Below are 19,105 nucleotides of genomic sequence, written 5' to 3' on the forward strand. Positions count from 1 at the left end.
TCTTATTCCTCCTCATGTCGTCCTTCAGACGTGCATAACGCCAAAGCAATCGAATACAGCTTGTTTTCTGCGGAATCGGCCCTGCTTGTTAAAGCGATGGGCGCTTTTGCCCCTGCTAAAACGGCTCCCACTTTCGCACCCGCAAAATGAATCAATGATTTATAGAGGACATTGCCTGTTTCAATTGAAGGAACAAGCAGGATATCCGCTTGGCCCGCCACAATCCCGGAAATGTTTTTATGCCGGGCAGCAATCTCTGAAATCGCGTTATCCAAAGCCAGCGGACCGTCAACGATGCAGTCCTTGATTTGTCCTCTGTGATTCATCTGTGTTAAAGCAGCTGCATTCAATGTGGCTTCCATTGCAGGATTCACCGTTTCAACAGCAGCCAGACAGGCGGCTTTCGGCATTTGGACTCCGACTGATCTTGCGACGCGGACGGCATTTTCTAAAATTTGCTTCAGCTCTTCAAGCTTCGGATTGATATTCATAGCCGCATCGGTTACATAGATGAGCCTGTCAAACCCGCTGACTTCGAATGCCGCTACATGTGACAGCACGTGAGAGGAGCGCAGCCCGTATTCCTTATTTAAAACGGCTTTTAACAGGACGGCTGTCGGCACATTTCCTTTCATGAGTACATCCGCATTCCCGCTTTTTACAGCTTGAACAGCGATTCTTGCTGAATCTGCGGGCGTTTCCGAATGGATGATATCAACATGCTGTTTTGAAATGTTCTGCTCTGTCATCATATGTCTGATTTTTTCTCTGTGCCCGATCAGCAAAAACCGGGCGAATTGCTTGTCAACCGCAAGCTTGACGGCTTGAAGCACTTGATCGTCTTCTGCATGTGCGACGGCGACCGTTTTGTTGTCGAGCTCCGCCGCTTTTTGAAATAGTTGTTTCAGCTTCATAGTACCCACCTTTCTAAGCAAACATCCGCACTCTTTATCATGCAAGATTCGTGCCACTGTCAATAAAGCGGATCGGCTCAATGATCTTGTTTTAAAGTTTGCATGATTCTGCATATTTAACTGCAACTTATTGCATGCCGCCTTTTGCAAGATTGTATTTATCCATTTTGTAATAAAGGTTGCGGATGCTGACGCCAAGCGCTTTTGCTGTTTTCGTCCTGTTATATTGATACTTTTCAAGCATTTCTTTAATCACATGAGCTTCAAACCGTTCAACGGCGTCGGAAAGCTTTTCATTTTCGATATCCGGAAAAGCGTATCCGATTTCTGTTTTCTTTTTCGGGAGGTCTGCTTCAGGCAAGTGTTCGAGATCGATAAATTCCATCTGCGGCTTCAAAAAAATCATAGCCCGCTCCAGGACATTTTCAAGCTCCCTGACATTGCCCGGCCACTTTCGCGCTTTTAAGGATTTGAGCGCATGTTTCGTCAGGCCCTTTACATTGCGGCCGTATTCCTGATTGATTTTTCCGATCAAATGCCGGCTCAAGGCTTCGATATCTTCCTTTCGCTGTCTGAGCGGCGGTATCGATATCGGATAACGATTGATCCGGTAGTACAAATCTTCGCGAAATCTGCCGTCTGCCAGCGCTTTTTCAATATTAACGTTTGTTGCGGCAATAATTCGGACGTTTACAGGAATCGGCTTCGTCCCGCCGACCCTGACGATTTCCTTCTCCTGCAGCACACGGAGCAGCTTTGCCTGTGTATTTAACGAGAGTTCCCCAATTTCATCCAAGAAAATGCTGCCGTTGTTCGCTTCTTCAAAAAAGCCCTTTTTTCCGCCGCGCCTCGCTCCGGAAAAGGCGCCTTCCTCATAGCCGAACAGCTCTGATTCCAGCAGCGATTCTGAAATGGCCGCACAGTTGACCCGGACAAACTTATTATACTTTCGGTCACTTTCGTTATGTATGGCATGGGCAAAAAGCTCTTTCCCCGTTCCGGATTCGCCTCTCAGCAAAATCGTCGCAGGGGTCTTCGCCCCCAATTTTGCCTGTTCAAGCGCGACAAGCATCTGCTCGCTTGAGCCGATAATATCGGCAAATGTATATTTCGCTTCAAGCGTACGGATAATTTGACGAGCCCTGTTGAGCTCGTTCGTCAGCGATTGGATTTCTGAAACGTCGTGGATGACGCCGATGCTGCCTTTCAGGATACCGTCAACGATAATCGGCGCGACATTGACGATCACTTCCTTTTTATTCGGTCCGACCTTCATTCTGACGCCTCTGACCGGCCGCCTTGTTTCAAGCACCTTTAAATGCATGCTTTCACCTTCTGAAATATCCGTGTTCGCAGGTTTGCCGATCACCTGCTCTTTCGTCAGGCCCGTCATCTTTGTATACGCCCTGTTGATCATCATTCCGTTTCCGTTTTCATCGACGACGGAAATGGCTTCATCAGAAGACTGAATAATCGCTTCAAGCATCGTTCTGACTTCCTTCAGGTTCGTCACCTCTTCAGCCAGTTCGACCGCATCGGTAATGTCTTTAAATATGCTGAGCGCACCTAAAAGCGTCCCTCCGTCATCGATGATCGGAATTCTCGTCGTGACAATCTGTCTGTTCGGATGCAAAAACTGTTTTTGGTTGTATTCAGGCTCCCTCGTATTCAGGATGCGGGGAAGCTTCGTAGTCGGAATGACATTCTTGATGTGCTGACCGATCGCTTCATGGCGCTTTGTTCCGGTCATTTCTTCAGCCATTTTGTTGAACAGGATAATCTCTTCACGAATGTCGATAAAAATCATGCCGTCATTCATTGAATTAAAAATGCGGTCATGCTTATAGGTTTGTTCTTTGAGCATCTGGATCAGCTGCTGTTTTTCATTCATCAGCTGGGAGATGATATATGCGAGCGAACCCGGCACAACAATCGTTCTGTCGTGTTTTTTCCGCATCACTTGCTGCAATACATCAGGATCACCGGTTGTTTCAATGATGATGTCGATCTGTTTTGTTATGTATGGCGTCCAGTCCAGAGCCGTTTCGATCTTATTCTCCTGAGCAAAGATGAGCCCGGGAGCCGCTGGGTTTTTGTCAATGACTGCGGCGATATTGAGCGACTTTGTTTTCAACAGCAAATCTAAGAGAGCTGTTCCCCCTTTTCCAGCACCAACAATCAGTACTTTTTGTATCATCCCTTAACCCCTTTGTATGAAAAATTTTGCATACCATAATCATCATTTGCAACAATTTGCACAACATCTATGTTATCATGTTTTCCATTCTTGACAAACTTTTTTTTCGAATAGACAATAAAGGTAAATCTTTGGTAAGGGGATTCGTGTATGGGGAGACTGATCGCATTGCTGATTTTGCTGATTCCCGGCGCTTTGGCTGCTGCAGGCATCAAATTAATGCGGGACACGGTTTTCGGGGTTTTAATCGATCCTTTTCAAATCCTTTGGCTTCAAGGGCTTACCGGTATGATTTGTTTTGCCGGCGGACTGTATTTGTTGGGCGGATTTATTTTTTACAGAGACCGCAAGCGAAACCAGGTGAGCCCTCGATTTAGAAAAAAACAGAACAATTAACGGCAAAAAAACCGCGGATCAATCTCCGCGGTTTTTTTACGACATGGTTTTCTTGAGCTGGAGCGCTTTTTCGGGAAAATCGGTGAAGAAACCGTCAACACCGGCTTCCATCAGTCTTTTCATATCCTCCTCGCGGTTGACGGTAAACGGCCTGACTGCTTTCTGCTTCTGGTGAGCGTTTTTGATCGTATGTTCCGACATGGAGCGGAGGTAGGGATGAAACCCGGAGGCGGGAATCATCTCAATATACTGTTCAGGCTGATAAATCACATCCATATAAAGGGCGGCCAGTTCGATTTCAGGGTTCAGCCGCCGGCAAAGAACGAGACTTTCATGATTAAAAGAAGAAAGAATCATCCGATCCTGAAGCTGATATTCGGAAATCAGCGCCATCACTTTTTCTTCCATTCCATGATAGCGGACAATGCTGTTTTTCAGTTCAACATTCACGAGAAAATCGCCTGTCGCCGCCCAATCAAACACCTCTTCAAGAGTCGGGACCGGGACAAAACCGGTCTTTTCAGAAAAGCGATGACTTGCGTCTCCCGTTTTGAGGTCCTGATATGTATAATCTTTAACATAACCTGTCAGCGATGTCGTTCTGTCAAGCTTTTCATCGTGAATCACGACAAGCCGGCCGTCTTTCGTCATTTGCACATCCAACTCGATGCCGTCGGCGCCTAAAGCGGCCGCATGTTCGAATGCCGTCATTGTATTTTCAGGAAACGTCCCTGAAGCGCCTCTGTGTGCAAAAATTTTCGTCATGTAGGTTTCACCTCTAAAAATGAAATAAACGTTACTCCTCATTATGAATACTTTACTGCTTTCTTTCCACCTTTAAGCCCTTTTTTAACATCAAAAACCTCTTCGCCTCGATGACATGCAAAAAGCCCCGGTGCTAACGGGGCTTAAAGAAGTTATTCATAATAAGAAACGACAGCTTCAGCGATCGAATCGGCCGCTTTTTTTTGATATTGTGAACTGATGAGTTTATCGGCATCAGATTCATTTGTGATAAAACCCAGTTCAACTAAAGCACTCGGCATTTTTGAATGCTTGATGACATAAAACGGCGACTCTTTTACTCCTCTGTCCGCGGTTTCCAACGCACCGGGAAGCCGCTCTTGGATTTCCGATGCCAGGCGCTCGCTTTCAGCCGCTTGATACGTCGAGTCAAAATACGTCTCTGTACCTGAAGCTTCAGGTACAGCAGAGTTTGCATGAATGCTGATGAAAAGATCTGAGCCGTCGGCATCCGCCTTTGCCACACGATCGTCAAGGGTCAAAAACGTATCATCCGTTCTCGTCATGACTGTGTCTGCCCCTTCATCCTGCAATTTTTCATTCAGCAACTTGGATACATCAAGATTAACATCCTTCTCCAAAAGTCCGTTTCCGACCGCTCCGCTGTCTTCTCCCCCATGCCCTGCATCGACATAAACCGTTTTTCCGGAAAGCGGTTCTGCCGCAAAAGCACCGGGAAGAACCATCACAAAAGAACATAGCACTATAAATAAGCTCTTTACTAGCCATTTCACCGTTTCTTCCTCCCACATCTCCATTTTACGATCCATCATTCTTTCTTTTTGATATCTTCAAGCTGCAATGTGCCGTCCTCAGCTTTCGTATAATTGACCTCCACCTTTGTCTGTTCTTCGATTCCTTTATAGCTGTCCCGTTTATCAGGCGGGACCTGCAGCATCGTCTCTTTGCCATCAATATTGACGGCTACGGTATGCTGATCAGCCAAACCGACAAATGTACCTTCCTTTGTCATGATTTCCGCGCCCGTTTCATCCTCGTTGCGGCCGTTGTGCTGAGAAGTGCCGCAGCCTGTCAAAAACAGTATGGCGGACAAAATCAGAACGACTCCTTTTTTCATTTCGATCACCTCATCCGCTGGATTTTGTACACCTGTACCTTATCTTCAACCCTCCTTAGCTGTAAAGCTCATCACTCCGGCCCATCACTCTTGAATTCCACCTTCCAACGGCTCAGCGATTTCCGGTTGTTAGCAGCCATCCGCTCTGATTCGTCCATGAAAAATGATCTATCCCGGACGGAAAATGGATGAAAAATGGAAGGGAGCCAATCTTTTTCATCATTTTTTGCTGAAAAGTTCAATAAGCGATTTTTTTGTATGAAAAAAACGCCTTTTTTCTTTTCAAAAAGACGTTTAACACGGCTTGGCTTTATATCCTTCAGTTTATGTAAAGGTTATGATGGCGTGCGACCGTTATCGCCATTTAGTCAGCTGTCTGAAACATACGGTTTCTGTTGGGTTGCCATGCTGAAAAATGGGCTTATCCTTGCTGCTGCACAACCTGTTTCCCTTTAATTTTTTTGGCCGGTACGCCGGCGATCGTTATGTTTGCTTCAGTAAAAGATTTGTTGACTACGGCGTTCGCTCCGATCGAAATGCCGTCGGCAATGTGAATGTTGCCAAAAAGCTTGGCTCCAGGTCCGATCCAGACATTGTCGCCAATCGTAGGAACATCATGATGATCATGATTTTGCCCGATGTTAACCCCTTGATGAATGTCGCAGTTTGCGCCTATTTTAGCATTGCTGTTGACGATGAGCATGCCGTAATGGTTGATTCTCAACCCTGGGCCGAATACATTCACCGGGATATCATAGCCGAGCCTCAATCCTTTCTTTTTATGCAGATACCGGTAGATGTGCTTGAACACCTTGGAATTGGTATTTGTATAATATTCATGTTTGCGAAGGGCTATCTGATACTTCCATATATCATCGCCAAACCATTTAGCCCGCTTGCGTTTGGAGATTCCCAACGCTTTTTTGTCTTGTTCGAGATAATAGCGAAGATCAGTTTTCGTTAAGATCACATCGTCACCCACTTTTTTCATAATTTTAACACAATCATCCTGCTTTGTGATCGGTTTTTCGGAGGTCTTTAGTCCATGTCAAAAAAATAATCCCGTCCGAAAAGACAGGATGTTAAGGCAAAAACAAAGGAGAATTCCCCCAGGTATCAAAGGCATTACTGAATTCCATCATATAGCTTTCGGGCATGTATCAAACGTGCTGCAATTACAATATTTCGGCATTTCGCAAGTGGGCAGTTAGGGCTTGCTTAACAAATGAGACAAATGACACATTGCACATGTTGTTTACGATTCACAAAAAATAACCTCGCCTATCAAAGACGAGGTCTTCACTTATTGGGTAAATCAATCAGCAATATCCGGGCTTAAGACGCCTTATGCTCCAGGCGCAGCTTGTCGGCGACCATCGCGATGAACTCGCTGTTGGTAGGCTTTGCTTTTGACATGCTGACCGTGTAGCCGAACAGCGATGAGATCGAATCGATGTTGCCTCTGCTCCATGCGACTTCGATCGCGTGGCGGATGGCCCGTTCGACTCGGCTTGCCGTTGTGTTGAATTTTTTAGCGATATCTGGATACAGCACTTTTGTGATGCTGCCTAAAAGTTCAATATCGTTATACACCATGGAAATGGCTTCACGTAAGTATAAATATCCTTTTATATGAGCGGGAACACCGATTTCATGGATGATCGTCGTGATGCTGGCATCGAGGTTTTTCTTCGGCGATTCAGGCTGCGGACGAAGCACGCTGCTTTGCGAAGACGGCGCGCGGTGCGTCAATTGTGAACCATTTCCGCTGACCTGGCGGATATGGCCGACCAGATTCTCCATATCAAACGGCTTTAGGATAAAATATGACGCGCCTAAATCAACAGCTTTTTTCGTCACGTCTTCCTGTCCGAACGCCGTCAGCATAATGACATTCGGCTGTTTTTTGAGCTGTGACTCCCTCAGCCTTTCAAGCACAGCCAGGCCGTCAAGATGAGGCATGATAATATCAAGAACGAGCACGTCGGGCTCCTTGTCTTTAAACAAAGAAAGACATTCCTGCCCGTTATAAGCCACACCGAGCACTTCCATGTCGTTTTGCCCCTCAATATATTCGCTTAACAGTCCGACAAGTTCTCTGTTATCATCAGCAACACATACTTTAATTTTCTCCACGTTTCTTCCTCCCCAATGTGTATGTTGATCATTTTCATTAATCTTTTTCTAATATGTTTAATTCGACAAGACCACTTTATTCCCTTTTTTAAAAAATGATTTTTCCAATATTAGTGGTTTATCTCTCTTTTTTTTCGTTTTTCTCAGATTTTCTTGATTTTTCGACTTGATATGCAGTTTGACAAACGGAAGAACGCGAATTTGTCGAAAAATCTTTCTTGTTTTATTTTAACTCACAGTGCGGGAGAATGAAAGGTGAAAACAAAAAACTGCCGGGGGATTCCCGGCAGTTAGCTTGCTTGATCCTTTTTGTAAATATCGATCCCGGCTTCGGACAGCATCCATTCGATGTGAACGCCGTAGCCGCTCGTCGGATCATTGACGAAAACGTGTGTGACCGCCCCAATGATTTTTCCATTTTGAATAATCGGACTGCCGCTCATTCCTTGAACGATACCGCCTGTCTTATTCAAGAGCTTGGGGTCGGTAATTTTCAGCACCATTCCTTTTGTTGCAGGAAACTTTTGCGGTGTTGTGCTGACGATTTGAATATCAAATTTCTCGACCTTATCGTTTTCAATGACTGTTAAAATTTGCGCAGGCCCTTCTTTGACTTCATTTGAAAATGCGATCGGCACCGCTTTGTCAGCCACATGGTTTTTGATCGATTCATGCAGCGTCCCGAATATCCCAAACGGGCTGTTTCTGTTAATGTCGCCGATCACTTTTCGTTCAGAAGTAAAGCGCGCCAGTTTTTCACCGGGGTTTCCGCCCTTTCCTTTTTCGATGGAGGTGACAGTCGATTTCACAATCTGACCGTTTTCCACGACAATCGGCTTTTTCGTATCCATATCGGAAATCACGTGGCCGAGCGCTCCGTATTTTTTTGATTTTGGTTCATAAAATGTCATGGTGCCGATCCCTGCGGCAGAATCCCTGATATATAAACCGATTCTGTATTTATCCTCAGCCTGATCTTTTTTCGGGACCAGTTTTGTTTTGATCTCCTGTTTGTCCCTTTTGATTAACAGATTTAGCGTTTCACCTGTTTTCCCTGCTTTTTGAATGAAAGGGGTGATGTCATTCATTTTTTCTATTTTCGTGCCGTTGATTTCGGTGATGATATCGCCTACCGCGATTCCGGCAGCCTCGCCGGGGGACTTTTTGCCATCAGGCGTATTGATTTGATGAAACCCGACGACCAGTACGCCGACAGAGTGTAGCTTGACGCCAATCGACTGCCCTCCTGGAACGACCTTAAGATCCGGCAGGACATTTACTTTTGTTTTTTTAACTGGAAATCCGGCAAAGTCATAAACGAGTTCTGCCTTTCCGTTTTTTTCACCTTTGATCTCGACTTCATGTTTATTCTCTTTTAATGTGAATGCCTCTGATGATTCATCTTGAGGAGTATGGACGGCTAAGCTTGTCTCTATTGCTCTTGAACCCGTCTCAAAAATGTTCATGTTTTTTGGTATTTCAATGTATTCTTTCACCGGTTTGTAAAATCCTACACTTATTAAAGAAACAAGGAGAATTATACCCACAGCTTTTCTGATTTTTTCAACATCCACCTTTTCACTCTCCTCGCACCTAACCCACACCATCTAAATTCTTTCGCTACATTCATTACTTTTGCCTTCCTGACAGTGATTTATAACTGCGAAGAGAAGAAAAACATTGGATAAAATGATAAAGAAACGTTGGAATAAGAAAATGAGACAAAAAATAAGCTGTTCAAAAGATTGAACAGCTTATCCGCCCGTTTTGACAAGTTTTGCTTGATGCAGAAGCTCTTTGGCGTGGCGTTTTGTCAAATCTGTCACTTCAACGCCGGCGATCATCCGGCCGATCTCAGCTATTTTTTCCTGTTTTGACAGCGGAGTGACGCTCGTCGTCGTCCTTCCGGATTTCGATTGCTTCGTGATCAAAAGGTGGGTATCCGCCATGGCGGCCACTTGCGGCAAATGGGTGATGCACAGCACTTGTGAACCGATTGAAACACGGTGGATTTTTTCAGCAATCGCCTGGGCCACTCTTCCGCTGACACCTGTGTCCACTTCATCAAAAATGATCGAAGTGACGTCCTGCTGCGCGGAGAAAATGCTTTTCATCGCCAGCATGATCCTTGACAATTCTCCTCCTGAAGCGACTTTTGATAAGGATTTGAGCGGTTCTCCCGTATTTGTCGATATTAAGAAGCGAACGCTGTCAATGCCTTGTTTCGTCAGCTGGACGGGTACGCCGTTGACGGTAGGAGCGTCATCGCGGGCATCTGCCGTTTTGATTTGAAATTGTGTATCAAATGTCGATTTTTCCATATAAAGCTCTTTGAGCTCCTGCTGGATTTGTCCGGCGAGCTTCTTCGCCCATGATTTACGAATGTCTGAGACATTTACCGCTTCAATCGCAACATCTTTGCCGACTGATTCAAGCTCTGCCTTTAATGCCTGAAGATGGCTGTCGCGATTTTGAATGCGGTCGATCTCTTCCTCTATTTTGGCTGAGTAGGCTTGTATGTCTTCGACAGTGGCGCCGTATTTCCGTTTCAGCTGCTTGATTTCATTCAAGCGTGATTCGATGAAATCAAGCCGTTCGGGATCATATTCCAATTCATCGAGCATGTTTCTGATCTGAAATGTTGAATCCTCAAGAATGTAATAGGCATTCGCCACTGACTCAGAGATTTTTTTGAGCCCGCCATTGATCTCTGATACATTCTCAAGCTCGCTTGAGGCCATCCCGACCCAATCGAGCCCGGCTTGCTCATTGCGCAGGGCGTTATAGGCATGCTGAAGCCCTTCATATATTTTCTCATAATTGGCAATTTGCTGGCGTTCTTCTTGCAGCAGTTCGTCTTCTTTCGGCTGAAGATTGGCGGATTCGATTTCATCAAGCTGAAATTGAATCAAATCGAGCCGGTGCGCCATTTCCTGTTCGCTTTCAGAAAGCTGCTTGACCTTTTTGACGACATTCATATAGCGGTCGTATACTTCTTGGTAAGCTTTTAATGCCTTATCAATTTCTTCGCCCGCATATCTGTCCAACAGCTGAAGATGCTGATCATCTTCCATTAGAAGCTGGTTGTCGTGCTGGCCGTGGATGTCCAATAAAAGTCTGCCGACTTCCCTGAGAGCTGCGATCGTCACAAGTTTTCCATTGACGCGGCAGATGCTTTTGCCGTTTGCATTAATATCTCTTCTCATAACGATCATATCATCCGAGGCTTCAATTCCAAGTTCGGCGCAGAGATCAAAAACGGGATGTCCGCTGTCAAGCAGAAACAACCCTTCTAATTCGGCCCTTTTCTCTCCATATCTGACATATTCACTCGACCCTCTGCCCCCGACAAGCAACGATACTGCATCAATGATGATCGATTTTCCAGCTCCAGTCTCTCCGGTTAATACAGTAAGCCCTTTTTCAAATGAAATGGTTAACTCTTCAATAATGGCAAAGTTTTTGATCGATAATTCAGCTAACAAACTTTTGTGACACCTCTTTTCGGGCCTATTTATAAAAGTTCCAGAATTTTTTTCTGAACATGTTCCGTATCTTCCTGAGTTCTGCAGATAATCAAAATCGTATCATCGCCGCAGATCGTCCCCATGATTTCTTCCCAATCCAAATTGTCCATCAACGCACCGATTGCCTGGGCGTTGCCGGGCATCGTCTTCAGGACGATCATGTGGCTTGCCGAATCAATTTTGACAAACGCATCCATCAATGATCGCTTGAGCTTGGAGAGCGGATTAAACCGCTGATCAGCAGGCAGGCTGTATTTATAGGAGCCGTTATTTGTCGGCACTTTCACCAGGTGAAGCTCCTTGATATCGCGTGAAACGGTGGCCTGTGTGACATTGTATCCGTCTTTCTTTAAAATATCGACGAGCTCATCCTGTGTCTCAATCTCATTTGCAGTGATAATTTCCCTGATTTTAATATGCCTTTGACCTTTGTTCATATTCCACCTCTGCTTATACACACATTGTGTATGTTTATACATTTATGTTATATGATTTTGCCGAAAAAGTACACGTTTGCAGCAAAAAAGGAATAATAGCCCACTATTATTCCTTTTCATCCGACTTTTTCGCTTTTAATGTGTCGTGAGCCTCTTCGACAATTTGATTGACCATATGTTCTGCGATCGGTGTTCCGGGCTTATCTGGCCCTTCCCAATGCAAATGAAGCAGAAATTCAATGTTGCCGTCTCCTCCTGTTATCGGAGAAAATGATGCATTTTTGCAATGATATCCTTCCCGGGCGGCAAATTGGCTGATATCGTTCAGCACAGCTTTATGGACGAGAGGATCGCGGACGATGCCTTTTTTCCCAACTGATTCACGGCCGGCTTCAAACTGCGGTTTGACCAGAGCGACGCAATCGCTGTCCGCCACCAAAATGTTTTTCAACACTGGCAATATGATTTTCAGCGAGATAAACGAGACGTCAATGGTGGCAAACTCCGGCATTCCTGCCGTAAAGTCAGCTGGAGTACAGTAGCGGAAATTCGTGCGCTCCATCACGATCACCCGCTCATCCTGCCTTAATTTCCAGGCAAGCTGATTATAGCCGACATCCACCGCATAGGAGCGCAAAGCACCGTTTTGCAGGGCGCAGTCGGTAAATCCGCCCGTTGACGAACCGATATCGATCATCAATTTGCCGCGGACGGAAAGTTGGAATTCCTTCAATGCTTTTTCAAGCTTTAATCCGCCTCTAGAGACGTATTTTAACGGGTTCCCTTTAATGGTCAGCGGAATCGTGCGGTCGACCTTTTCACCCGGCTTGTCCAGCCTGTTTTCATTCGTATAGACAATACCGGCCATGATCGCCCTTTTCGCTTTTTCCCGCGTTTCCATTAACCCTCTTTCTACTAATAAAACATCAAGCCGTTCTTTTTTTGCTGTCATGATCCAATTCCTTTATGAGTCTTTACAGGTGTCAGCATCCTTATTCGTCTGATGACTTCTTCTTTCGTTAAGCCGATTTCTTCAAGCAGCTTTGCAACGCTTCCATGTTCGATGAAACGATCAGGAATCCCCATTCTGTCAATCATCGGACTGTATGACTGATGGTCATGGGCAAATTCAAGAATCGAGCTGCCGAAACCGCCTTGAAGGACAGCCTCCTCGATCGTTAAGATCGGAAGACCTTCGTTCAGAATCCCCTTGAGCATCTTTTCATCAAGCGGTTTGATGAAGCGGGCATTCACTACTCTGACGGAGCGCCCTTCTTTTTGGAGCTCCTCCGCCGCGGCAAGCGCCATCGGAATGGTTGTGCCGAACGTTAAAATCACGGCATCAGTTCCGGGCCGCAACACTTCCCATGTCCCGATCGGAATCGTCTTCAACTCTTGATCCATTTTGACGCCAAGTCCGTTTCCGCGCGGAAAACGCATGGCGATAGGACCGTCATTGTATTTGACAGCCGTATTGACCATATGCTGGCCTTCATTTTCGTCTTTCGGCATCATCAGCACCAGATTTGGAATATGCCTTAAAAAGGCAATATCAAATACGCCTTGGTGGGTTTCCCCGTCTGCGCCGACAAGCCCTGCTCTGTCAATACCGATAAATACGTTTAAATTTTGCCGGCAGATGTCATGGACAACCTGGTCATATGCGCGCTGAAGAAAAGTGGAATAGATCGCCAAAAACGGCTTCATATCCTGTGTGGCAAGACCGGCAGCCATCGTGGCAGCGTGCTGTTCGGCAATGCCGACATCAAACATCCGCTCCGGAAACTCGCTTGCAAACCCTTCAAGCTTCGAGCCAACCGGCATGGCCGGGGTGATGGCCACAATCCGTTCGTCTTCGCGCGCAAGCTTCCGGACCGTTTCACTGACAAGTGAGCTCCATGACGGAGCGGCGGCTTTTGGCTTGACAAAATCCCCCGTATCGATTTTATAAGGGCCGGTTCCATGCCAAGTTCCGGTTTTATCTGTTTCCGCAGGTTTGTAGCCTTTTCCTTTTTTGGTGATGACATGGAGAAGGACAGGCCCCTTCGTTTTCTTCGCATACTGCAGGTTTTCGAACAGCTCTTCGTATGAGTGCCCGTCAACAGGCCCCAAATACGTGAAACCAAGCTCTTCAAAAAACATCCCTGACACCAACAGATATTTCAGGCTGTCTTTGATTCGCTCAGCCGTTGAGGCAAGTTTTCCGCCCACAGCGGGTATTCTTTTGAACAAATATTCGAGCTCATCTTTCACCCATTGATACTTTCCGGCTGTGCGCAGCCTTCCGAGCATGGAATGAATCGCTCCGACATTTGGAGCGATGCTCATTTCATTGTCATTTAAAATGACAATCATATCTTTTTGTTCGTGTCCGATGTGGTTCAGCGCTTCAAGCGCCATGCCGCCCGTCAGAGCGCCGTCGCCGATGATCGGGATGATGTACTCGTTTGTACCTTTTAAATCTCTGGCAGCTGCCATTCCCATCGCACCGGAAAGAGAAGTTGAGCTGTGGCCTGTTTCCCAGACATCGTGTTCGCTTTCATTTCGTTTCGGAAAGCCGCACAATCCCAGATGCTGGCGCAAAGTCGCAAAATCTTTTCCGCGGCCGGTCAAAAGCTTGTGTACATAAGATTGATGCCCGACATCCCATAAAAATTTATCTTTCGGACTGTTGAATTCTTTATGCAAAGCAATGGTCAGCTCAACGACGCCAAGATTCGGACCGATGTGCCCCCCTGATTCGGAAAGCGTTTCAATTAAAAAGCGGCGAATCTCAGCGCTTAAATCCTCCAGTTCCTGAAGGGAAAGATCTTTTAAAAATTTGGGGTCTTTTATAGATAACAGATCCAATCGGATCAACTCACTTTCAGCATGATTTCTGCAAGTATGCGCCTTGCTCATTTTCAACTGCATTTTAAGGACTGCTTTCATTATGATCAGCTTGGATTATTATATGATGAAAACATCCTCATGCGCAAACGTGCATATCGGGACGCTTTTTAATCTGAAAAAACAGCCGCTAACACATCGTGATAACGGCGCGGCGTTTCCGGTTCAACTGCTTCTATTTTAGCATAATCAGCCTTGTGTGCTCAAATGGAAACATAGGCATCAGTGATCCCGGCGGGCAATCATCTCGCAAAAATCATAAAGGAGTTCTTTTTCCAAAGAAAGCGTCGAGATTAGCTCTTTCGCCTTTTCAATATGCTCGCTGAGCTTTTGTTTAGCGCCATCCACAGAAAGGATTGCTGGATAGGTCGATTTCCCGTTTGTCGTGTCAGAACCGATCCGCTTGCCGATTTTATCCTCGGACCCCTCCAAATCCAAAATATCGTCTCTGATTTGAAAAGCGATGCCGATATGATGGCTGAATTCGCGGAGCTTTTCGATTTCATCTTCAGGTGCATCGGCCAGAACGGCGCCGGCAATCACGCTGAAGCTGAGGAGCTTGGCCGTTTTTCCTTCGTGAATCGTCTGCAGGTCCTCAAGGGAAATGGATCTTGATTCAGCTTCCATATCTAAAATTTGGCCGCCGACCATCCCTTCGGCCCCCGCCGCTGAAACCAGCTCATTTACCAGTCTCAGGCGCTTTTCGGCGGAGACGTCTGCCGGCATCTGCGAAGCAATCAATTTAAAGCTCTCGGTCAATAATGCGTCTCCTGCCAGAACCGCTGTCGCTTCTCCGAAAATTTTATGGTTTGTCGGTTTTCCTCTTCTTAAATCGTCGTCATCCATACAGGGAAGATCATCATGGATCAACGAATAGGTGTGGATCATTTCGACCGCACATCCGACCGGAATTCCGTCCGCTTCATTTTTGCCGTAAGCATGAAGAAGCGCAAGCACCAAAATCGGTCTCAGCCTTTTTCCTCCCGCTTCCAAAGAATAAAGCATGGATTCTTTCAGGGATGTCGGCGCTTGCAGTTCTTGTATATATATAGGAAGGCGTTCTTCGATCAATGCTTTTCTCGTTTTTAAAAAAACATCCAGATTAACGCTCACCTTTTTCCTCCTCCCGGACACTGAAAGGAGCTAATTCGCCATTTTCCCGCAAAATATAGTCCATTTGCTTTTCAACATTTTGCAGTTTTTCGTGGCACATTTTTGAAAGAGTCATGCCTTCCTGGAAGTAATCGATCGCTTTTTCCAAAGGCACATCCCCTTCTTCAAGCTTTGCTACGATCTGTTCCAGACCTTTCATGGCCTCTTCAAACGTAACGTCCTCCTGGTTTCTTTTCTTATCTTCAGCCATTTGTTTCGCCTCTCTTTTGCCGTACTTCACAGGCCAAAGTCCCGTCGTTTAATTTGACAAGGATTTCGTCTTTTTCCTCGACCTGTTCAATACTTTTAATCAGTTCGTTTTCCTTATATGTCAAACTGTACCCTCTTTCCATGACTTCAAGAGGGCTCAATGCATTCAGTTTACCAAGAACCGTTTGAAACTGCGAGTGAATGTGCTTAAGCTGCACTCTCATGTTCCGTTTCAGCCGGTTTGTCTGTTCCTCATGGCGCCTTTTCGCTTGTTTCAGCTGTTCAGCCGGATGTAGCATTTCCAATTTGTACGTCTTTTCGTTCAGCATCTGTTTTTTTTGCTCCAGTGTCAAGGCCAGCTGTTTTTGAAAACGGTCAAACGCGAGATCAAACTCCTGTTCTTTTTGGGCATAGAGCCTTTTGGGATAGCGGAAAGCATAGGACGACTGAAGGTGTTTCACCCGCTCCTGTCTTTTTTTTAGATCCTGTTGCATCGTGTTTGTGATTCTTGCTTCAAGTGTTTTTAAGCGCTCCAGCAAATCAATGATATTTGGGACCGCAAGCTCGGCGGCACCCGTCGGAGTTGCAGCCCGCAAATCAGCTGTGAAGTCGCTGATCGTAAAATCCGTTTCATGCCCGACGGCGGAAATAATCGGAATGTCGGACGAAAAAATGGCTCTGGCGACGATCTCTTCATTGAAAGCCCACAGCTCTTCAATCGACCCGCCGCCGCGTCCGACGATTAATACGTCGCACAACTCTCTGCGGTTGGCTTCTTCAATGCTGTTGACGATAGACTGGCTCGCGTTTGTTCCCTGAACGAGAGTTGGAAGGACGATCACTTTTACAAGGGGATATCTTCTTTTAATGGTGGTGATGACATCCCGTACAGCCGCTCCTGTAGGAGAAGTGACAACACCGATGACAGATGGAAAGGCGGGGATGGATTTTTTATGTTTTTCGTCAAACAAACCTTCTTGTGAAAGTTTTTTCTTTAATTCTTCATAAGCCAGATGAAGCGCACCGATGCCGTCTGGCTGCATTTCCTTCGCATAGAGCTGATAGCTGCCGCTCGGTTCGTAAACCGAAATGCCGCCTCTCACCAACACCTTCATCCCGTTTTCAGGGGTGAAGCCGAGACCTTTGTTTTGTCTGGCAAACATAACGGCCTGGATGCGGGCATTGTCATCCTTGAGCGTAAAATAAATATGTCCTCTGCTATGTATTTTCACATTTGACAGCTCGCCCTTGATCCAAAGATCATCAAGATGGGGATCGACGTCAAACTTGCGTTTAATATATTTTGTCAAAGCCGTGACCGTGACAAATGATACTTCACTCATGGCACAGTCTCCTTTCTTAGAGGCGCAGGTAGGTTCATCCGCCGGACATCATCCGGCGGGTGAACGTTTTTTTAAAGGGAACGTTTCGCTGATTTTACCGTGTTATGGGCAAGCATTGTAATCGTCATCGGACCGACGCCTCCGGGTACAGGCGTGATATATGATGCTTTTTCTTTTGCCTCATCAAACGCCACATCTCCGGTGAGCTTTCCGTTGTCAAGGCGGTTGACGCCGACATCAATGACAATGGCTCCTTCTTTTATCTGATCCGCTTTGATAAAATTGGCTTTCCCCACAGCTACGATCAGCACATCGGCTTTTTTCGTGTGCGCCGTTATATCGGCCGTCCTTGAATGGCAATATGTGACGGTTGCGTTTTCGTTCAAAAGCAGCTGGCCAACCGGTTTCCCCACGATATTGCTTCTGCCGACGACAACAACCTCTTTCCCTGACAGATCAATGCCGGTTTTCTTCAGCAATTCGACGATTCCCGCCGGTGTGCAAGGCAGGAATGTATCTTCGCCGAGCAGCATCTTTCCTACGTTCAGCGGATGAAAACCGTCAACATCTTTGTCAGGAGATATCCTTTCAATCACCGCTTGTTCGGAAATATGATCCGGAAGAGGCAGCTGGACAAGAATTCCGTGAAAGTCGTCATTCTTGTTGTACTGGTCGATGACTTCAAGAAGTTCCTGTTCAGAGAAATCTGCGTCAAAATGGTCCAATTGGAAGCGCATCCCCATAGCTTCAGCTGCTTTTTTCTTTCCGCGTACATATGAAAGAGACGCCGGATCATCACCAATTAAAATAACGGCCAATCCCGGGGTAACTCCCTGTTTTTTAAGCTCTTCAACTTCCTTGGCCAGCTGCCCGCGCTTTTCTTTCGCTGTTTCTTTTCCGTCGATGATGGTTGCTGTCATTTGCTCTCCTCCTAAATTATTCAAGGTCTGATTTAATGTTAGAAAGAACACCGTTTACAAACTTCGCTGACTTGTCATCACCAAATTGCTTTGCCAGTTCTATCGCTTCATTCATAGAGACGTTGACAGGTATGTCGTCCAAAAACAGCATTTCATAAGCGGATAAACGCAGAATCGCGCGATCGACATTGGCGAGCCTGTCGAGCTTCCAATTGACGAGATGACGCTTGATCATCTCATCGATTTTGCTTTTGTTCTCTAAGACCCCGTAAACAAGCTGTTCGAAAAAAGCATCGCTTTCAAGGCCGTCAAGGGCATGCTGCATTGCTTCTTTCGGTTCTATATCGCTGACATCAATCTGGAATAATGACTGCAAAGCCTTTTCTCTTGCTGTTCTTCTTTTCATCCTTACTTTTTCTCCTTTAATCCTCTTTGCTGCTGCCGCTTAAGCCACAAAGAGATCATATCATATTTTTAGTGTTTTCGCATGCGAAAATCGTGATTTTATCGCCAATAACCGAATAATAAACAATAAACTCCCAACAACATTCGTTTTTATTTTTGCGCCGGGTCTTTCATTGCTTTTATTTTTGATCGATACCACCGGAATGATGCTTATGAAAAATGATTTTTTAAACACACGGAACATGAAAAAACCAAAGGGCCGACATTCCCCTTGGTTCTCCCAAAAAAGTGCTACATCTCTTGATCGATTTCCACTTCTTGTGTTTTTGAATCAAATTGGACTCCAACGATATGAATGTTGATTTCGTTAATCGACAGAGCCGTCATATTCAGGAGCGTCTGGCGGATATTATCCTGGACGGCATTTGCAACTTTAGGAATGGAAACGCCGAATAGCATCACACAGTAGACGTCAATGATAATGCCGTCGTCGGTCAGATCAACTTTGACGCCCTTGCCGTGATTCTTTTTTCCAAAGCGTTCTACAACACCTGTTGCGAAATTGCCGCGCATTCCGGCAACGCCTTCAACTTCGGAAGCGGCGATTCCGGCAATCACCTCAATGACCTCCGGAGCGATCTCCACTTTTCCTAAATGATCTTCTTCATGGCTCATTTCCAATAAGCTGTTGTCGTCT

Annotated in this window: 19 protein-coding genes; 1 reads left to right on the forward strand and 18 read right to left on the reverse strand. The window is 45.8% G+C overall.

The window, feature by feature from the left end:
- Nucleotides 1-2 precede the first annotated feature (2 nt).
- The gene (gene yqiS / locus M654_RS15530; RefSeq protein ID WP_026587792.1) at nucleotides 3-914 is read right to left on the reverse strand and encodes a phosphate butyryltransferase; all 912 of its coding nucleotides are present in this window, start codon (nucleotides 912-914) and stop codon (nucleotides 3-5) included.
- 127 nt (nucleotides 915-1,041) lie between these two features.
- Complete coding sequence (locus M654_RS15535; RefSeq protein WP_026587793.1) at nucleotides 1,042-3,108, reverse strand: sigma 54-interacting transcriptional regulator; 2,067 nt, start codon at nucleotides 3,106-3,108, stop codon at nucleotides 1,042-1,044.
- A 153-nt stretch (nucleotides 3,109-3,261) separates the two neighbouring features.
- On the opposite strand from M654_RS15535, the gene M654_RS15540 reads away from it, so the two are divergent.
- Complete coding sequence (locus M654_RS15540; RefSeq protein WP_026587794.1) at nucleotides 3,262-3,507, forward strand: DUF2627 domain-containing protein; 246 nt, start codon at nucleotides 3,262-3,264, stop codon at nucleotides 3,505-3,507.
- Between the two features lie 36 nt (nucleotides 3,508-3,543).
- Here the strand turns inward: M654_RS15540 and M654_RS15545 are convergent, their stop codons facing one another.
- From M654_RS15545 to M654_RS15620, 16 genes are all read right to left on the reverse strand, one after another.
- Nucleotides 3,544-4,272, reverse strand: coding sequence for a glycerophosphodiester phosphodiesterase (locus M654_RS15545; protein WP_026587795.1), 729 nt, complete (start codon nucleotides 4,270-4,272; stop codon nucleotides 3,544-3,546).
- A 152-nt stretch (nucleotides 4,273-4,424) separates the two neighbouring features.
- Complete coding sequence (locus M654_RS15550) at nucleotides 4,425-5,045, reverse strand: N-acetylmuramoyl-L-alanine amidase family protein (RefSeq protein ID WP_035428363.1); 621 nt, start codon at nucleotides 5,043-5,045, stop codon at nucleotides 4,425-4,427.
- Between the two features lie 35 nt (nucleotides 5,046-5,080).
- The gene (locus M654_RS15555; RefSeq protein WP_026587797.1) at nucleotides 5,081-5,389 is read right to left on the reverse strand and encodes a hypothetical protein; all 309 of its coding nucleotides are present in this window, start codon (nucleotides 5,387-5,389) and stop codon (nucleotides 5,081-5,083) included.
- Between the two features lie 421 nt (nucleotides 5,390-5,810).
- The gene (locus M654_RS23610) at nucleotides 5,811-6,380 is read right to left on the reverse strand and encodes a serine O-acetyltransferase (protein ID WP_236251141.1); all 570 of its coding nucleotides are present in this window, start codon (nucleotides 6,378-6,380) and stop codon (nucleotides 5,811-5,813) included.
- 344 nt (nucleotides 6,381-6,724) lie between these two features.
- Nucleotides 6,725-7,525 (reverse strand): sporulation transcription factor Spo0A, encoded by an 801-nt coding sequence (gene spo0A, locus M654_RS15565; protein WP_026587799.1) that lies wholly within the window; start codon nucleotides 7,523-7,525, stop codon nucleotides 6,725-6,727.
- Nucleotides 7,526-7,815: 290 nt separating this feature from the next.
- Entirely contained in the window at nucleotides 7,816-9,099 is a 1,284-nt protein-coding gene (gene spoIVB / locus M654_RS15570; RefSeq protein WP_026587800.1) for a SpoIVB peptidase, read from the reverse strand.
- 180 nt (nucleotides 9,100-9,279) lie between these two features.
- A complete protein-coding gene (gene recN / locus M654_RS15575; RefSeq protein ID WP_026587801.1) occupies nucleotides 9,280-11,010 on the reverse strand; it encodes a DNA repair protein RecN in 1,731 nt (576 codons plus the stop codon).
- A gap of 29 nt (nucleotides 11,011-11,039) precedes the next feature.
- Nucleotides 11,040-11,489 (reverse strand): transcriptional regulator AhrC/ArgR, encoded by a 450-nt coding sequence (gene ahrC, locus M654_RS15580; protein ID WP_026587802.1) that lies wholly within the window; start codon nucleotides 11,487-11,489, stop codon nucleotides 11,040-11,042.
- A gap of 106 nt (nucleotides 11,490-11,595) precedes the next feature.
- Nucleotides 11,596-12,441: a TlyA family RNA methyltransferase gene (locus M654_RS15585; RefSeq protein ID WP_026587803.1), complete on the reverse strand. Its 846-nt coding sequence runs from the start codon at nucleotides 12,439-12,441 to the stop codon at nucleotides 11,596-11,598.
- Nucleotides 12,438-14,339, reverse strand: coding sequence for a 1-deoxy-D-xylulose-5-phosphate synthase (gene dxs, locus M654_RS15590; protein ID WP_026587804.1), 1,902 nt, complete (start codon nucleotides 14,337-14,339; stop codon nucleotides 12,438-12,440). Before dxs ends, M654_RS15585 begins: the two co-directional genes overlap by 4 nt.
- A 261-nt stretch (nucleotides 14,340-14,600) precedes the next feature.
- Nucleotides 14,601-15,491, reverse strand: a complete 891-nt coding sequence (locus M654_RS15595; RefSeq protein WP_026587805.1) for a polyprenyl synthetase family protein — start codon at nucleotides 15,489-15,491, stop codon at nucleotides 14,601-14,603.
- A complete protein-coding gene (locus M654_RS15600; protein ID WP_026587806.1) occupies nucleotides 15,481-15,741 on the reverse strand; it encodes an exodeoxyribonuclease VII small subunit in 261 nt (86 codons plus the stop codon). The genes M654_RS15595 and M654_RS15600 overlap by 11 nt, the downstream gene beginning before the upstream one ends.
- A complete protein-coding gene (xseA, locus tag M654_RS15605; RefSeq protein WP_026587807.1) occupies nucleotides 15,734-17,083 on the reverse strand; it encodes an exodeoxyribonuclease VII large subunit in 1,350 nt (449 codons plus the stop codon). Before xseA ends, M654_RS15600 begins: the two co-directional genes overlap by 8 nt.
- A 71-nt stretch (nucleotides 17,084-17,154) precedes the next feature.
- Entirely contained in the window at nucleotides 17,155-18,003 is an 849-nt protein-coding gene (folD, locus tag M654_RS15610; protein ID WP_026587808.1) for a bifunctional methylenetetrahydrofolate dehydrogenase/methenyltetrahydrofolate cyclohydrolase FolD, read from the reverse strand.
- 16 nt (nucleotides 18,004-18,019) lie between these two features.
- On the reverse strand, nucleotides 18,020-18,409 hold the full coding sequence (gene nusB / locus M654_RS15615) for a transcription antitermination factor NusB (protein ID WP_026587809.1): 390 nt from the start codon (nucleotides 18,407-18,409) through the stop codon (nucleotides 18,020-18,022).
- Nucleotides 18,410-18,699: 290 nt separating this feature from the next.
- A complete protein-coding gene (locus M654_RS15620) occupies nucleotides 18,700-19,083 on the reverse strand; it encodes an Asp23/Gls24 family envelope stress response protein (RefSeq protein ID WP_035428366.1) in 384 nt (127 codons plus the stop codon).
- Between the last annotated feature and the right edge of the window lie 22 nt (nucleotides 19,084-19,105).

Origin of the sequence: Bacillus sp. NSP9.1 (assembly GCF_000465465.2) — a bacterium.
GTDB lineage: Bacteria > Bacillota > Bacilli > Bacillales > Bacillaceae > Bacillus > Bacillus sonorensis_A.

Coding starts and splice junctions, on each gene's coding strand:
- yqiS (WP_026587792.1), bottom strand. CDS start 914: ATGAAGCTGAAACAACTATTTCAAAAAGCGGCGGAGCTCGACAACAAA.
- M654_RS15540 (WP_026587794.1), top strand. CDS start 3,262: ATGGGGAGACTGATCGCATTGCTGATTTTGCTGATTCCCGGCGCTTTG.
- M654_RS15545 (WP_026587795.1), bottom strand. CDS start 4,272: ATGACGAAAATTTTTGCACACAGAGGCGCTTCAGGGACGTTTCCTGAA.
- M654_RS15555 (WP_026587797.1), bottom strand. CDS start 5,389: ATGAAAAAAGGAGTCGTTCTGATTTTGTCCGCCATACTGTTTTTGACA.
- M654_RS23610 (WP_236251141.1), bottom strand. CDS start 6,380: ATGAAAAAAGTGGGTGACGATGTGATCTTAACGAAAACTGATCTTCGC.
- ahrC (WP_026587802.1), bottom strand. CDS start 11,489: ATGAACAAAGGTCAAAGGCATATTAAAATCAGGGAAATTATCACTGCA.
- M654_RS15585 (WP_026587803.1), bottom strand. CDS start 12,441: ATGACAGCAAAAAAAGAACGGCTTGATGTTTTATTAGTAGAAAGAGGG.
- M654_RS15600 (WP_026587806.1), bottom strand. CDS start 15,741: ATGGCTGAAGATAAGAAAAGAAACCAGGAGGACGTTACGTTTGAAGAG.
- xseA (WP_026587807.1), bottom strand. CDS start 17,083: ATGAGTGAAGTATCATTTGTCACGGTCACGGCTTTGACAAAATATATT.
- folD (WP_026587808.1), bottom strand. CDS start 18,003: ATGACAGCAACCATCATCGACGGAAAAGAAACAGCGAAAGAAAAGCGC.
- nusB (WP_026587809.1), bottom strand. CDS start 18,409: ATGAAAAGAAGAACAGCAAGAGAAAAGGCTTTGCAGTCATTATTCCAG.
- M654_RS15620 (WP_035428366.1), bottom strand. CDS start 19,083: ATGAGCCATGAAGAAGATCATTTAGGAAAAGTGGAGATCGCTCCGGAG.